This is a genomic window from Nonomuraea sp. SBT364, from assembly GCF_001083785.1.
In the GTDB taxonomy this organism is placed as follows: Bacteria; Actinomycetota; Actinomycetes; order Streptosporangiales; family Streptosporangiaceae; genus Nonomuraea.
In genome coordinates this window covers 1-14,367 of record NZ_LAVL01000102.1, presented here as the reverse complement: position 1 = coordinate 14,367, position 14,367 = coordinate 1, and the positions used below count along the sequence as shown (strand labels likewise).

14 protein-coding genes are annotated in these 14,367 nt (G+C 72.8%); 10 read left to right on the top strand and 4 right to left on the bottom strand.

The window, feature by feature from the left end; genetic code table 11:
• Position 1: 1 nt before the first annotated feature.
• From ADY59_RS32395 to ADY59_RS32380, 4 genes are read left to right on the top strand one after another with little or no spacing between them, the layout of a single operon-like run.
• On the top strand, positions 2–1,018 hold the full coding sequence (locus tag ADY59_RS32395) for an ABC transporter permease (protein ID WP_049570233.1): 1,017 nt from the start codon (positions 2–4) through the stop codon (positions 1,016–1,018).
• Complete coding sequence (locus ADY59_RS32390; RefSeq protein WP_053175364.1) at positions 1,015–1,860, top strand: ABC transporter permease; 846 nt, start codon at positions 1,015–1,017, stop codon at positions 1,858–1,860. Before ADY59_RS32395 ends, ADY59_RS32390 begins: the two co-directional genes overlap by 4 nt.
• Positions 1,857–2,594 (top strand): ATP-binding cassette domain-containing protein, encoded by a 738-nt coding sequence (locus ADY59_RS32385; protein WP_049570231.1) that lies wholly within the window; start codon positions 1,857–1,859, stop codon positions 2,592–2,594. The genes ADY59_RS32390 and ADY59_RS32385 overlap by 4 nt, the downstream gene beginning before the upstream one ends.
• Positions 2,591–3,466, top strand: a complete 876-nt coding sequence (locus ADY59_RS32380; RefSeq protein WP_049570229.1) for an ABC transporter ATP-binding protein — start codon at positions 2,591–2,593, stop codon at positions 3,464–3,466. Before ADY59_RS32385 ends, ADY59_RS32380 begins: the two co-directional genes overlap by 4 nt.
• Here ADY59_RS32380 and ADY59_RS32375 read toward each other — a convergent pair.
• Positions 3,453–3,809 carry a DUF742 domain-containing protein gene (locus tag ADY59_RS32375; protein WP_049570227.1) on the bottom strand — a complete coding sequence of 119 codons (357 nt, stop codon included), beginning with the start codon at positions 3,807–3,809 and terminating at the stop codon, positions 3,453–3,455. The two genes, ADY59_RS32380 and ADY59_RS32375, sit on opposite strands and share 14 nt — an antisense overlap.
• Positions 3,802–5,700 carry a sensor histidine kinase gene (locus ADY59_RS32370; protein WP_231619003.1) on the bottom strand — a complete coding sequence of 633 codons (1,899 nt, stop codon included), beginning with the start codon at positions 5,698–5,700 and terminating at the stop codon, positions 3,802–3,804. Before ADY59_RS32370 ends, ADY59_RS32375 begins: the two co-directional genes overlap by 8 nt.
• A 162-nt stretch (positions 5,701–5,862) precedes the next feature.
• Between ADY59_RS32370 and ADY59_RS32365 the strand changes: the two genes are divergently transcribed.
• A complete protein-coding gene (locus tag ADY59_RS32365) occupies positions 5,863–7,425 on the top strand; it encodes an ABC transporter substrate-binding protein (protein ID WP_049570222.1) in 1,563 nt (520 codons plus the stop codon).
• On the opposite strand, the gene ADY59_RS51755 is transcribed toward ADY59_RS32365, so the two are convergent.
• Complete coding sequence (locus tag ADY59_RS51755; protein ID WP_197093965.1) at positions 7,401–7,565, bottom strand: hypothetical protein; 165 nt, start codon at positions 7,563–7,565, stop codon at positions 7,401–7,403. The genes ADY59_RS32365 and ADY59_RS51755 overlap by 25 nt on opposite strands.
• Before the next feature lie 20 nt (positions 7,566–7,585).
• Between ADY59_RS51755 and ADY59_RS32360 the strand changes: the two genes are divergently transcribed.
• On the top strand, positions 7,586–8,230 hold the full coding sequence (locus tag ADY59_RS32360; protein ID WP_197093968.1) for a hypothetical protein: 645 nt from the start codon (positions 7,586–7,588) through the stop codon (positions 8,228–8,230).
• On the opposite strand, the gene ADY59_RS32355 is transcribed toward ADY59_RS32360, so the two are convergent.
• Entirely contained in the window at positions 8,184–9,524 is a 1,341-nt protein-coding gene (locus tag ADY59_RS32355; RefSeq protein ID WP_049570218.1) for an NAD(P)/FAD-dependent oxidoreductase, read from the bottom strand. The genes ADY59_RS32360 and ADY59_RS32355 overlap by 47 nt on opposite strands.
• A 59-nt stretch (positions 9,525–9,583) precedes the next feature.
• Between ADY59_RS32355 and ADY59_RS32350 the strand changes: the two genes are divergently transcribed.
• The 4 genes from ADY59_RS32350 to ADY59_RS32335 form a co-directional block, all read left to right on the top strand.
• Positions 9,584–10,486: an inositol-3-phosphate synthase gene (locus tag ADY59_RS32350; RefSeq protein WP_082310574.1), complete on the top strand. Its 903-nt coding sequence runs from the start codon at positions 9,584–9,586 to the stop codon at positions 10,484–10,486.
• A gap of 162 nt (positions 10,487–10,648) precedes the next feature.
• The gene (locus tag ADY59_RS32345) at positions 10,649–12,049 is read left to right on the top strand and encodes an MFS transporter (RefSeq protein WP_049570216.1); all 1,401 of its coding nucleotides are present in this window, start codon (positions 10,649–10,651) and stop codon (positions 12,047–12,049) included.
• Positions 12,050–12,136: 87 nt separating this feature from the next.
• Positions 12,137–13,831, top strand: coding sequence for a histidinol-phosphatase (locus ADY59_RS32340; RefSeq protein WP_049570212.1), 1,695 nt, complete (start codon positions 12,137–12,139; stop codon positions 13,829–13,831).
• The coding region (locus ADY59_RS32335; protein ID WP_049570274.1) for a hypothetical protein at positions 13,828–14,367 on the top strand (540 nt) is incomplete at its 3' end. The genes ADY59_RS32340 and ADY59_RS32335, both read left to right, overlap by 4 nt.

Below are 14,367 nucleotides of genomic sequence, written 5' to 3'. Positions count from 1 at the left end.
CATGGCTCGTTACCTGATCCGCCGGCTCGGCCAGACGCTCCTGGTCGTGGCCGGCGTGGTCGTGCTCACGTTCGTCATCATGCGGCTGGTGCCCGGCGATCCCGCGGTGGCGTACGCGGGCCCGAAGGCGACGCCGGAGCAGCTGGCGGAGGCGCGCGAGCGGTTCGGGCTGGACGACCCGCTCTGGGCGCAGCTCGGCGCCTACGTCAGGGACCTGGTGACGGGGGACTGGGGCACCAGCCTGCGGACCCGGCAGCCGGTGCTGGACGACCTGTCGCTGGCGTTCCCGGCGAGCCTGGAGCTGGTGGGGGCGGCGCTGGTGCTCGCCGTCGCGGTGGGGGTCCCGGTCGGGGTGCTCGCTGCCCGCTATAAGGCGAAATTTCCGGACTTCGGGGTTCGGGTGACGAGCATGCTCGCCGTCTCCGTCCCCGTCTTCTGGCTGGCCCTCGCCCTGCAGACGGTCTTCGCCAGCAACCTCGGCTGGTTCCCCATCGCCGGCGAGTACGACGACACGCTGAACACCACCAGCCCGCTCACCCTCTGGACCAACATCACGATCGTGGACGCGCTCATCACCGGCAACTGGCCGATCTTCACCAGCACCCTGCGTCATCTGGTGCTGCCCGCGCTGGTGGTGGCCGCCTACCCGACCGGCGTGATCGCCCAGATGGTCCGGGCCACGCTGATCGAGGAGGCGAGCCAGGACCACGCCCGCCTGGAACGCGCGCTCGGCTTCCGCGAGACGTCCATCCTGACCCGGTTCGCGCTGCGGCCCGCGCTCAACCCGGTGCTGTCGCTGATCGCGCTGGTGTTCGCCTACGCGATCGTGAACGGGTTCCTGGTCGAGGCCGTCTTCAACTGGCCGGGGCTGGGCCGCTACGCGGTCAACGCGATCTTCTCCAGCGACACGCCGGCCATCGCGGGCGTCACGCTGCTGGTGGCGCTCGTGTACGTGCTGGCCAACCTGGTCGTCGACCTCCTCCAGGGCGTCGTCGACCCGAGGGCGAGGGTCCGGTGACCGCGCCCGTCCTGCGCCGCCCGCTGCCGGGCTTCGGCGACAGGTTCGCCGTCGCGGGCGCGCTGCTCATCGCGCTCGTCGTCCTCGCCGCCCTCCTCGCGCCGTGGCTGGCGCCCTACCCGGCCGACGAGGTCGATCCGGTCAACGCCCTGTTGCCGCCCTCGGGCGCGCACTGGTTCGGGACCGACCAGGTCGGCCGCGACGTGTTCACCCGGGTGCTGTACGGAGGCCGCACGTCGCTGTCGATCGCGGTGGCCGTGCTGGCGGTGTCGGCCGCGGCCGGGGTCACGCTGGGCGTGGTCGCCGGGTACGCCGGCGGCTGGGTGCGCGACGTGATCATGCGGGTCACGGACGTGTTCCTGGCCTTCCCCGCGCTGCTGCTCTCCCTGACCCTGGCCGTGGTGCTGCAGCCGAGCGTGACCACGGTCGTCTTGGCCATCGCCGTCACCTGGTGGCCCTGGTACGCGCGGCTGTCGGCGTCGGCGGCCGCCTCCATCGCGGGCCGCCCGTACGTGGACGCCGCCCGCTGCCTCGGCGTCCCGGCGCCGCTGATCATCGTCAGGCACGTGCTGCCGAACTCGGTCACGCCGGTCCTGGTCCAGCTCTCGCTCGACGCGGGCGGGGTGATCCTCACCGCGGCCGCGCTGTCGTACCTGGGGCTGGGGGCGCAGGAGCCGGCCGCCGAGTGGGGGCTGATGGTGCAGCAGGGGCAGACGCTGTTCACCACGAACTGGTGGGTCGTCACCTTCCCCGGGCTGGCGATCCTGGTGACGGCGTTCGCGTTCAACGTGCTGGGCGAGGGGCTGCGCAACGCGCTCGACCCGCGGAGGATCGTCAAATGATCGAGGTACGGGACCTCCGGGTCGGCTACGCCGGGCGGGTCGTCGCCCGGGTGCCGGAGCTGGACGTGGGCGCGGGCGAGTGCGTGGCGATCGTGGGGGAGAGCGGGTCGGGCAAGTCGACGACGCTGCTGTCGCTGCTGGGCCTCACCGAAGGGGCCGACGTGTCCGGAAACATCAAGGTGTGCGGCGTCGACGTGCTGAAGGCCGCGCCCCGGGAGCTGCGGGCCATCAGGGGCGCCCGCGTGGCCCTGGTCATGCAGTCCCCGCAGGCCGCGCTCAGCCCCACCACCCGCCTCGGCGTCCTCATGCGGCGCGCGCTCAAGCTGCACGGTCTCCCGGCCGGCGGCCGGGTCATGGCGGACGCCGCCGAGGCGGTCATGCTCGACCCCGGCATCCTGCGCCGCTACCCGCACGAGATCTCCGGCGGCCAGGCGCAGCGGTTCGCGATCGCGCTGGCCATCGCGCTCGGCGCGGAGGTGATCCTGGCCGACGAGCCGACCAGCGCGCTGGACGTGACCGTGCAGGCCGAGGTGGTCGGCGTGCTGCGCCGGCTGCGCGAGGAACGCGGGCTGGCCCTGCTGCTCGTCTCCCACGACCTGGCCCTGGTCTCCACGATCGCCGACCGGGTGCTCGTCATGCGGGACGGCGCGGTCGTGGAGAGCGGCCCCGCCGCCGAGGTGCTGTCGCGTCCCGCCCACCCCTACACCCGCGAACTCCTGGAGGCCCTGCCGTGACCCTGCTCAGGGCGCAGGACGTGACGCTCGGCTACGGCGGCGTCCCCGTCGTGCACGGCGTGACGCTGGACATCGCCGAGGGCGGCGCCGGCCTGATCGGGGAGAGCGGCTCCGGCAAGACCACGCTGGCGCGCGCCTTCCTCGGCCTCCTCACCCCCATGTCCGGCACCATCTGGTACGGCACGCAGAACCTCAGGAAGGCCGACCGGAGGGCGTTCCGCGCCGACGTCCAGCCCGTCTTCCAGGCCGAGTCGCTGGACCCCCGGATGCGGGTCGGCCGTTCGATCGCCGAGGCGCTCCCCAGAGCCGACCGGCACCGGGTCCCCGAGCTGCTGGAGCAGGTCGGCCTGGCTCCGGACCTGGCCACCCGCAGGCCGCACCAGCTCTCCGGCGGTCAGCGGCAGCGGGTGGTGATCGCCAGGGCGCTCGCGGTCCGGCCCCGGCTGCTCGTCCTGGACGAGCCGACCAGCGCGCTCGACGTGACCGTGCAGGCCAAGGTCCTGGACCTGCTCGCCGGGCTGGACACCGAGCGGCTGCTCATCACGCACAACCTGGCCATCGTGGAGCGGCTCTGCCGGACCTCGCACGTGCTGTTCGCGGGCCGGGTGGTGGAGTCGGGCCCGACGGCCGACCTGCTCGGCCGGCCCGCCCATCCGTACACGCTGGCCCTGCGGGACGCCGTACCGAAGCTCGGGGGAGAGCCGCCGGTGGCGCGGGGGCGGGCGGAGGCCAGGCCGGCGGCGACGGGCTGCCCGTTCCGGCTGCGCTGCCCGCTCGCGGTCCCGGAGTGCGAGCGGGCGCCGGAGGTGCGCGAGGTGGCAGGCCGGAGGGTGGCCTGCCACCGCGCGGAGGACGTGCTCACAGGGCCTTGAGGCCCGTGATCACCTCCAGGAGGACCGTGGCGTCCGGCGCCGGGGGCGGCGACTCGACCTGGACGAGCTGCTGCGCGTGCAGGTCGCCGACCAGGACCCGGACCACGCCGATGGGCAGGTTCAGCTCCGCCGCGACGTCCACCAGCCGGGTGGGCCGGGTGCACTTCTGCAGGATGATCAGATGTTCGGGCCCCAGGCCGGAGGGCGGCGCGAGGCCGCCGGAGGTGATGATGACCGCGATGAGGTCGATGGCCTCGCTCGCGGGCACCGTACGGCCTCGGGTCAGCAGGTAGGCCGGGACGATCGGACCGGCGTCCTCGTCCAGCCAGCGCTCGTCAGTCACCCTGCACCACCCGCATGGGACGGGACGGCTGCCGGGTGGGCTCCTCCGGTTCTTCGGGAGGATCTGTCACATGCTCTGCCGGGATCAGCACGATGGCGGTGGTCCCTCCATATGGTGAACCGCGCAACGTCACGCGGATGTCATGCCTGGCGGCCAGGCGGGAAACGACGAAAAGACCGAGCCGCTCGCTGTCGGCCAGGTCGAACTCGGGCGGGCTGGCCAGCCGCTCGTTGAGGTCGGCCAGCTCCTCGGCGCTCAGGCCGAGCCCGCGGTCCTCGACGTGCACGGCGAAGCCGCGGGCGGCCACCTCGCCGCGCACCACGACCGAGGTGTGCGGCGGCGAGTAGACGGTGGCGTTCTCGATGAGCTCGGCGATCAGGTGGATGACGTCGCCGACCACGGGCCCGGCCAGCCGCTGGCCGGGCATCGGCTCGACGATGACCCTCGGGTAGTCCTCCACCTCGGCGGTGGCGCCGCGGACCACGTCGAGCAGCGGGACGGGCTTGCTCCAGCCGCGGCCCGGGGTGGCGCCCGACAGGATGATCAGGCCCTCGGCGTGCCGGCGCATGCGGGTGGTCAGGTGGTCCAAGCGGAACAGGTCGTCCAGGGCCTCCGGGTCGGTCGCCCGGTGCTGCATCCCCTCCAGCTGGATGCGCTGGCGGTGCAGCAGCGCCTGGCTGCGCCGGGCCAGGTTGCGGAAGACGTGGCCGACGCCGTCGCGCAGTTGCGCCTGGCCGACCGCGGCCTCGACGGCGGTCTGCTGGACGGTCGAGAACGCCTGGCCCACGTCGTCGATCTCGACGGTGGTGCCGGCCACCGACAGCTCGGGCACCTCCACCGCCTCTCCCTTGCGCAGCTTGGCGACGACCTCCGGCAGCCGCTTGCCGGCCACCTCCAGCGCCGCCTCCCGCAGGGTGCCGAGCTCACGCGAGAGCCGGTTGCCCATCCGCAGCGAGAACGCGATCGACACGATGATCAGCAGCAGGGCGGTGCCGGCCAGCAGCAGCGCCCGGCTGAGCACCGAGTCGGCCACCGGCTCGGACCGGGCCGCCAGCGCCTGGCTGGCCTTGAGCTGGGCGTCCTGGAACGACTTGGCCAGCCCGTCGGTGGTGCTGAGCCAGCCGCGCGGCGAGCCGCCGGCGATGATCTGGTCCTCCATCAGCCGCATCCGCTGGTAGGCGGGCGAGGTGATGATGGCCACCTGGGCCTCGCGCAACGCCGGGTCGAGCTCGCCGAGCGCGTGGTCGAGGAGGAAGCGCCGGTTGCCGGCGATCTGCGTGAAGAGCCTGCGCTCGGCGATGGTGGTCGGGCCGAGGGCGAGGGCCTGCTCGCGGGTGAGCAGCTCTTTGGCGTAGCCGAGGTCGATGACCACGCGCGCCTGCTCGTAGATGGGGATCTCCTTGATGAATCCCACCCTGCGGTGCAGGCCGAAGAGTGAATCCATGATCGAGTTGTACGCCTCGACCGCGTGCAAACGGTCGGACAGGCCCGTGTCGATCTCGCCCCGGACTCCGTCGAGCCTGTCCAGTTCGGTGTACACCGCGTCCACCTGCTTGCGGATCGCCTCCGACGTGTCCCGGGACCGGCCCGAGAGCTTCCTGAATTCCTCCCTCGCCCTGTCACTGCGGGCGCGCTGCTGGGTGATGGCCGACCGGTCGGCCGTCCTCCCGGCGCGCAGGAGCTTCACCGAGGCGAGGCGCTCGCGCTGCAGCTCGTGGCCGAGCTTGTAGGCGGGGTGACGCAGGTTGGTCCAGAGCGTGGTGTACTGGCGCAGCTCCAGACTCTCGCCCGCGGTGACGGCGGTGATGACTCCCCACAGCACCACCATCGAGGCGAGCGGAACCAGCAGCAGGCCGATGATCTTCATGCGGATCGTTCGGCTACGACCCATGACACCTCACTCCGGTCGGTCCCCTGCTGGCAACCCCGGACGGGACAAGGCATGAGAATAGCAATCCGATCTCCGGAATGCCCAATTTTTCGGCACTTTTGGACACTTGGGGTTGATCATGCAGTAGGTTTCGCCAGTAGATCGGTCACAGAGGGAGAAGCGTTGCGCCGTCGTCTCGCCGCGGTCGTCACGCTGGTGATCGCGCTGGCAGCCTGTTCGGCCCCGGCGGCCGTCCCGAGGGCGTCACCGGGGGAGTCGGCGTTCGTCTACATCGAGAACACCGACGTGATCACGGAGTGGGACCCGTCCCGTTCCTACTCCAACGAGATCATCGCCATGCAGAACATCTACGAGACCCTCACCCTGTGGAACCCGGTCACCAAGAGGACCGGCCCCCGCCTGGCCACCTCGTGGCGCTCCTCCGCCGACGGCCGGACCTGGACGTTCACGCTGCGCCAGGGCGTCACCTTCCACACGGGCAGGCCGCTGGACGCCGCCGCGGTCAAGGCGTCGATCGAGCGCACCCGGCAGCTCAAGGCCGGGGCCCACTACATCTGGGACTCCGTCGCCTCGATCCGGGCCGACGACCCGGCCACGGTCACGTTCTCGCTGCGCTACCCGGTCCCGCTGGACGTGGTGGCCTCATCCGCCTACGCGGCCTACGTCTACGACACCCGGGCGGCCCCCGACCTGACCACCTGGTTCGGCGCGGGCCGCGATGCCGGGTCCGGGCCGTACACGGTGGCGTCCTGGCGGCGGGGCGGCGAGGACGAGCTGACGCTGAAGTCGTACGACGGCTACTGGGGAGGCTGGGACCGGCCGCACTACCGTTCGGTCAAGTTCCGCGTGGTGCCCGAGCCCGAGCGGGCCTTCCGGATGCTGACGAGCGGTGAGGTGACGTTCCTGCACCGGCTCGGCCCGCGGCTGTACGCGCGGGCGTCGCGCACGCCCGGCCTGCGCACGGTCGAGCGGCCGTCGTTCCAGACGGCGATGATGCTCTTCAACACCGCGACGGGGCCGATGAGGGACGTGCGGGTACGGCGTGCCGTCCAGAAGGCCGTCGACTACCGGGACCTGATCACGACGTTGCGCGGCGCGGTCACGCCCGCCAGCGGCATCGTGCCGGAAGGGCTGACCGGCCACGTGCCGGGCCGCGCGCCCCGGCAGGACCTGGCGGGCGCCGCCCGGCTGCTGCGCCAGGCCGGCTACGGGCCGGGCGGCCGGCCGCTGCGGCTGCTGCTCACCTACACCGAGGGCGACACCGACCAGCGGCTGCTGGCCCGCAGCCTGCGCGCCACGCTCGCCACGCTCGGCGTCACGCTGCGGGTGCGCGCGATGCCCTGGACCGAGCAGTGGGAGCTGGGCAAGAAGCGCGGGCAGGACATCTTCGTCATGTACTGGTGGCCCGACTACGCCGACGGCTACTCCTGGTTCGGCAACGTCTTCCGCAGCGCGAACCCGCCCGTCTTCAACCTGGCCTACCTGAACCACCCGGCCACCGACGCGCTGCTCGACTCGCTGCCCGAGCTGACCGTGACCGACAAGGCGACGGCGCAGCGGATGTTCGCCCGCGCCACCAAGCAGATCCTGGACGACCAGGCCGCGGCGGCCCTGCCGTGGGTGGTCAACTACCGCCGGGCCTATTTGGGCGGCGTGCAGGGCTACGACGACAACCCGGCCTACCCGGACGTGGTCTTCGTCTACGACTTGCGGCCCTCCGGCTGACCTTCGGCCCGCTCGCGCAGCCGCAGCCTGATCTCCTCCGGCGTGTAGGCGCGGCGCCGCCGCTCCGCCCGTGCGATCGCCACCCCGGTCGCGGCGACTCCCGCCATCCCGGCCAGACCGAGTATCTTCCACCAGCGCATGTGCCTAGGCTAGCCGTGTGCTGACTCTCGACGAGGCTGTTGAGCTGACCCGGACCGGCGACCTGTGGGTCTTCCGCGGGCGGTCGGTGCCCGACCGGGCCATCCAGACGATGACCAACAGCCCGGTCAACCACGTGGGCATGGCGATCGTCATCGAGGACCTGCCGCCCATGATGTGGCATGCCGAGCTGGGCAGATCGCTGCCCGACCTGTGGTCCGGCGGCAACCACCGGGGCGTGCAGCTGCACGACCTGCGCGACGCCGTCACCGTCTGGGCCGCCCGCTACGGCCAGCGGGCCTGGCTGCGGCAGCTCGAGCCGCAGGCCACCCGCGACATGGAGGACGCGGCGCTGCGCGCGGTGGCCAGACTGGACGGCACGCCGTTCCCGTCGACGGCCCGGCTGGCCGGGCGCTGGCTGCGCGGGCGGGTGCCGAGGCTGCGCCGCCGCGAGCGCGAGCACACGCTGGAGCGCGCCTACTGCGCCGAGGTCGTGGCCGTCACCTACGAGGAGATGGGCCTGCTGCCGGCCGGCCGGCGCCCCAACTGGTACGACCCGGGCCGGTTCTGGAGCGGCGACGATCTCGGGCTGCTCGGCGAGCACAAGCTCGGCAACGAGATCACCGTGGGTGTGCCGTTGCCCGCTCCCGGCTCTGACCCCGCCTGACCGGCATGTGCTCCAGGTCGTCGAGCGTGCCGGGGGAGTCCTTGAGGAAGTCGAGCCTGATCAGGTCGTCGCCGGTGAGCGCGTTGAGCAGCCAGTCGCCGGTGATGCGCAGCTTCGACCGGCCGGACGGGGCCGTCAGCAGGTGGTAGCCGCGGGTGACGAGCTGCGCCGGCGGGCCGGCCAGGTCGATCCCGAACGGCCTGGCCACCGCGTCCGCGCCGCCCAGGTCCACGACCAGGCCGATGTCCTCGTGCCGATACTCGCGCAGCGGGCGCCCGCGCAGCGCGGCCAGCACGTTGTGCGCGGCGGTCGCGGCCTGCCGGTGGGCGTGCTGGGCGGTCGGGGCGCAGGGCGCGCCCGAGGCGTTGGTCAGGTCGGGCACCGCCGCCGCGTCGCCCAGCCCGAACACGCCGTCGTGCCCCGGCACCATCAGGTCGGCGCCGACCACGAGCCGTCCCTTGACCGTCTCGGTGCCCAGGCTCGCCACCACCGGCCTCGGCGTCACCCCGGCGGTCCAGATCACCGTTCGCGTGGGCAGCGTGGTGCCGTCGGTGAGCGTGGCCGACTCCTCGCCCATCCGCTCCAGCGTGACGCCGAGCCGCACGTCGATGCCGCGATGCCGGAGCAGCCGCAGGGCGGCGCCGCCGAGCTGCTCCCCGAGCTCCGGCATCAGCTTGGGCGCGATGTCGATCAGCGTCCAGCGCACCAGCCCGGGGTCCAGGCCGGGGAAGCGGTGCAGCGCCTTGCGGGTGACGAGCTGGAGCGTCGCCGCCGTCTCGGTGCCCGAGTAGCCGCCGCCCACCACCAGGAACCCGCACCGGGAGGCCCGCTCCTCCGGGTCGTGGGCGATGGCGGCCAGCTCCAGCTGGGCGATCACGTGGTCGCGCAGGTAGACGGCTTCGGCCAGCGTCTTCATGCCGCGCGCGTGCTCGGCCAGCCCGGGGATGTCGAACGTGCGGGTCTTGCTGCCGGGAGCCAGCACGATCACGTCGAAGGGCACCCGCACGGTCTCGCCGCTGATCTTGAACACCTCGCAGGCGCGGGAGCCGAGATCCACGTCCATCGCGACGCCGGGCAGCAGCTTGGCGTGTCGCAGCTTGGTGTGCAGCGGCGCCACGATCGAGCGTGGCTGCAGCACCCCGGCCGCCACCTGGGGCAGCAGCGGCAGGTAGAGGCTGTAGTCCTTGGGCGTGATGAGGACGATCTCCGCCTCGCCGGGACGCAGCCGTCGTTCGAGGAGCTTGGCGCAGGCGAAGCCGCCGAATCCGCTGCCCACGATCGCGATACGTGTCACGTGAGGTGCTCTTCCGTGGACTGAACCACGCGAATCTGCGGATACGGGAAAATCGCGGCATGAGCTTTGTGAACGTGGCCTTGATCGGCGTGGGCAACTGCGCGTCCTCCCTGGTCCAGGGAGTGGAGTACTACCGTGACGGCGACGCCCCCGGCCTGCCGAATCCGGTGTGCGCGGGTTACGCCGTCTCGCAGGTGCGCTTCACTGCGGCCTTCGACGTGGACCCCGGCAAGGTCGGCCGCGATCTGTCGGAGGCGATCTGGGCGGCCCCCAACAACTCGCGGACGTTCGCCGACGTGCCGCACCTGGGCGTCGAGGTGACGGAGCCGCGCGAGGCGGCCGAGCGGTTGCGCGGCACCGACGTCGTGGTCAACTTCCTGCCGGTCGGGGCCCAGCGCGAGACCGAGATGTACGCGGAGGCCGCGCTGGCGGCCGGTTGCGCGTTCGTCAACTGCATGCCCGCCGTGCTCGCCCGCTCGCCCGAGTGGGCGGCCCGGTTCGCCGGGGCCGGGCTCCCGCTGGTGGGCGACGACCTGAAGAGCTCGTTCGGCGCCACGCTGGTGCACCGCGCGCTCGTGGACGCCCTCACCGCCGGAGGGGTACGGCTCGGCGACGGCTACCAGTTGCTCGGCGGCGGCAACATGGACTTCCTCAACCTGCTCGACCCCGCGCGCATGAAGACCAAGAGGGCGACCAAGACGGCGGGCGCGGGCACGTCCACGCACGTCGGCGCCGACTACGTGCCGTTCCTGGAGGATCGCAAGGTCGCCTACATCCGGCTGGAGGGCGAGGGGTTCGGCGGCTCGCCGCTGGAGGTCGAGGTGCGGATGAGCGTGGAGGACTCGCCGAGCGCCGCCGGCAACACCCTGGACGCCGTCCGCCACGCCAAGGCCGCCCTGGACAGGGGCGCCGGCGGGGTGCTCGGCGAGGTCTCGCGCGAGCTGATGAAGGCGCCGGCGTGATCATGCCCGGGCTGCGTGCGCATCCGCGTGCGCGGCCCGGGCGACCTCGGCCATCGGCGAGGCCCTCGGATCCGTTCCGGGGGCCTCCTCTTTGTGGAACCGATCGTTCCGTTCTGCTATTATTGGAATATAGCGTTCCGTTCCAACAGGAAGGGTCGAGTCATGACCGTCCTCGCTCCCCCCGCGCCCGTCACCGCCGCACCGCCCAGGCGCTGGCTGGGGCTGTTCTCGATCCTCGCGGCCGACCTGCTCAACCTGCTCGACGGCACGGTCGGCAACGTGGCGGCCCCCGCCATCCGGGCCGAGCTGGGCGGCTCGGCCGCGACCATGCAGTGGATCGTCGCCGGCTACACGCTCGCGATGGCCGTCGGGCTGCTCACCGGCGGGCGGCTCGGCGACATGTACGGCCGCAAGCGCATGATGATCATCGGCGTGGTCGGGTTCGTGGCCGCCTCGCTGGCCTGCGGGCTGGCGTTCTCACCGGAGACGCTGATCGCGGCCCGGGTGCTGCAGGGGCTGTTCGGCGCGCTGATGGTGCCGCAGTCGTTCGGGCTCATCCGCGACCTGTTCGGCGACCGGACCGGCAAGGCGTTCGCCGCCCTCGGGCCGGTGATCGGGCTGGCCACCATCCTCGGGCCCATCGTGTCCGGGCTGCTCATCGAGGCCGGTGGATGGCGTTCGGTGTTCCTGGTCAACGTGCCGCTGGGCGCGTTCGCGCTGGCCGTGGGCTGGAAGGTGCTGCCCGCCGTGCCGCCCACCGCCCGCGGCTCCCGGCTCGACACCACCGGCGCGCTGCTGGCCGGCGCCGGGCTGACCATGCTCGTCGTGCCGCTCGTCCAGGGGCACGAGCTCGGCTGGCCCGGCTGGACGCTCGCCCTGCTGGCCGCCTCCGTGCCGACGCTCGCCCTGTTCGTCCTGCACCAGCTCCGCCGCCGGGGCCGCACGCCGCTGGTCGACCTCGGCGTGTTCGCCAGGCGCTCCTACGCCTCCGGGGTGGCGTTCGTGGTCGCCTTCTTCGGCTCGATCACCGGCTTCTCCCTCGTGGTGGCCCTGTTCCTGCAGGTGGGGCTGCGTTACTCGCCGCTGGACGCCAGCCTGGCCATGGCCGGCTGGGCGGTGGGCGCCTTCCTCGGCTCCGCGTTCGGCGGCGCGATGATGAACCGGCTCGGCCGCCGCATCCTGCACCTCGGCCTCGCCTTGATGACCGCCGGGCTCGGCGGGTTGTACGCGGTCTTCACCGGCATCGGCGTCGCGCTCGACGGCTGGGACCTGACCGGACCGCTGGTCGTGTACGGGATCGGGATGGGCATGATCTTCGTGCCGCTGTTCGACATCATCGTCGGCGGGCTGCGCGACCACGAGGTCGGCTCGGCCTCCGGCCTGCTGTCGGCCTTCCAGCAGGTCGGCGCGTCGCTCGGGGTGGCGGTCCTCGGCACCGTGTTCTTCTCCATGGCCGGCGCGCAGGGCTTCGCCGAGGCGGCGGCCCGGGTGACGCTGCTCGCCGCCGCCGCGACGGCCGTCACCTTCTGCCTGGGCTTCCTGCTCCCCAAGCAGGCACGCTGACTTCACCGGTGGTGCCCTGCGGCGTCACATACCGGTCATATGACTTCGAAACGCTCCGGCCGTAGCCGGAGCGAACAGAGGAACGGCATGGGACACGGGCACCACCACCACGGGCACGAGCACGAGCACGAGCACGAGCACGACGACCACGACGACGCCAGGGACCTCGCGATCCCCGACGAGGAGCTGGCCCCCGGTCAGCTCTCGCGGCGGCGCATGTTCCGGCGGACGGGCCTGCTCGGCGCCGGGCTGACCGCCGCCACCGTGCTCGGCGCCCCGGCCTCCGCGTCGGCGGCCCCCGCCGCCGACCGCCGCCGCGAGCCCAAGGACGGCTACCTGTGGCTGGCCGGCGACCACCACATCCACACCCAGTACAGCTCCGACGCCGTCTACCGGGTCCTCGACCAGGTACGGCACGCCAACGCCTACGGCCTGGGCTGGATGGTCATCACCGACCACGGCGGCGAGACGCATGCCAGGATCGGCGTGGAGAAGGTCAACCCCGACATCGTCGCCGCCCGCGAGGCCGTCAAGGACACGCTGGTCTTCCAGGGCCTGGAGTGGAACATCCCGGCCGCCGAGCACGGCACCGTCTTCGTCGCCCCCGGCCGGGGCGAGGTGGAGACGCTCAAGGAGTTCGAGAACTCCTACGACGGCTCCGTCAAGGGCGCCGGCGCCGGCACCCCGCAGAACGAGGCGCTGGCCATCGCCGGCCTGAACTTCCTGGCCGACGCCGTACGCCGGCGCCGCGTCCCGGACGCGCTCTTCCTCGCCAACCACCCCTCCCGCAAGGGCCTGGACTCCCCGCACGAGATCCGGGGCTGGCGCGAGGCCCAGCCGTCGATCGCCGTCGGCATGGAGGGCGCGCCCGGCCACCAGGCGGCCGGCATCGCCAAGCCGCACGGCCCCGGCGGCGGGCGCGGCTACTACGACAGCAGCCCGAGCGCCAACTCCTGGCCCGGCTACCCGGCCGAGAGCTACAAGACCTTCGGCGGCTTCGACTGGATGACCGCGACCGTCGGCGGCCTCTGGGACAGCCTGCTGGCGGAGGGCCGGCCGTGGTGGATCACCGCCAACTCCGACGCCCACTGGGTGCACGGCGACACCAGCGACCGAGGGCCGGGCGGCGACTTCAACGCCAACGGCCGCTACGAGGACCCGATCTACAAGGGCGTGCCGAACTTCGCCAGCGGCGACTTCTGGCCCGGCTACTACAGCCGCACGCACGTGGGCGCCGACCGCTTCTCCTACGGCGCCGTCATGGACGGCATCCGCGCCGGCCGCGTCTGGGTCGACCACGGCGGCCTCATCGACGGCCTGGTCGTCCGCGCCCGTCAGCGTGGCGACCGCGGCGTCACCCTGGGCGGCACCCTCTCCGTCCGCCGGGGCAGCGCCGTGGAGCTCGTCATCGAGATCACCCTCGCCACGCAGCCGAACTGGGCCCAGTTCGTGCCGAGGCTCGCCCGGGTGGACGTCATCCAGGGCGACGTGACCGGCCCGGCCGCCGACAAGGACGCCTTCACCACGGCCGCCACCAAGGTCGTCCAGTCCTTCGAGGTGGGCCCCGGCCGGCGCAAGGTCACCTTCACCTACTCGCTCGGCGCCGTCGACCGGCCCGTCTACGTACGGCTGCGCGGCACCGACGGCAGGCGCTCGGCGCCCGGCCTGCTCGGCGCGTCCATCGACCCGAACGGCCCGCAGATCGACGTGTACGGCGACGCCGACCCGTGGCACGACCTGTGGTTCTACAGCAACCCGATCTGGGTCCTGCCGCGCCGATGATCCTCGGCCTCGACGCAGCCTCGGGCACGGCCGGCGAGGCCGAGCACCTGCTCCACACCGTGGCGCGGGCGCTCGGCCTGCCCGCCGGCACGATCGGCTGCACCCACTTCGTCCGGGGAGGCGGCGTCCCGCACGTCGCCTGCTCCCTCGCGCTCCCGGCCGCCGCCCCCGGCCCCCCGGCCCTCCCCGACCTGCACGCGGACCTGCCCGCCGGCGTGTCCTTCGCGCTGGGCGGCCTGCGTACGGGACCGTACGCGGAGGGGGCGGCCGAGGCGGCGGCCACGCACGCCGCCCGGAGCGGTGGCCGCGTGGTGACCTTTCCCGGCTGCGACCGCCTCACCGGCACGCTGACCGTGGCCGACCTGCTGACGACGGCCATCGACGAGGTGACCGTCCTCGGCGGCCAGCCCCCGGACCCCGCCACCCCGGTCGTGACCAACGACCACATCCGCCCGGTGTGGCGCGAAGGGCGCCTGACCCTCGCACTCATGCCGGCCGCCGCCGGCCGCCTCACCCCCGCCGAGGTCCCCAACCCC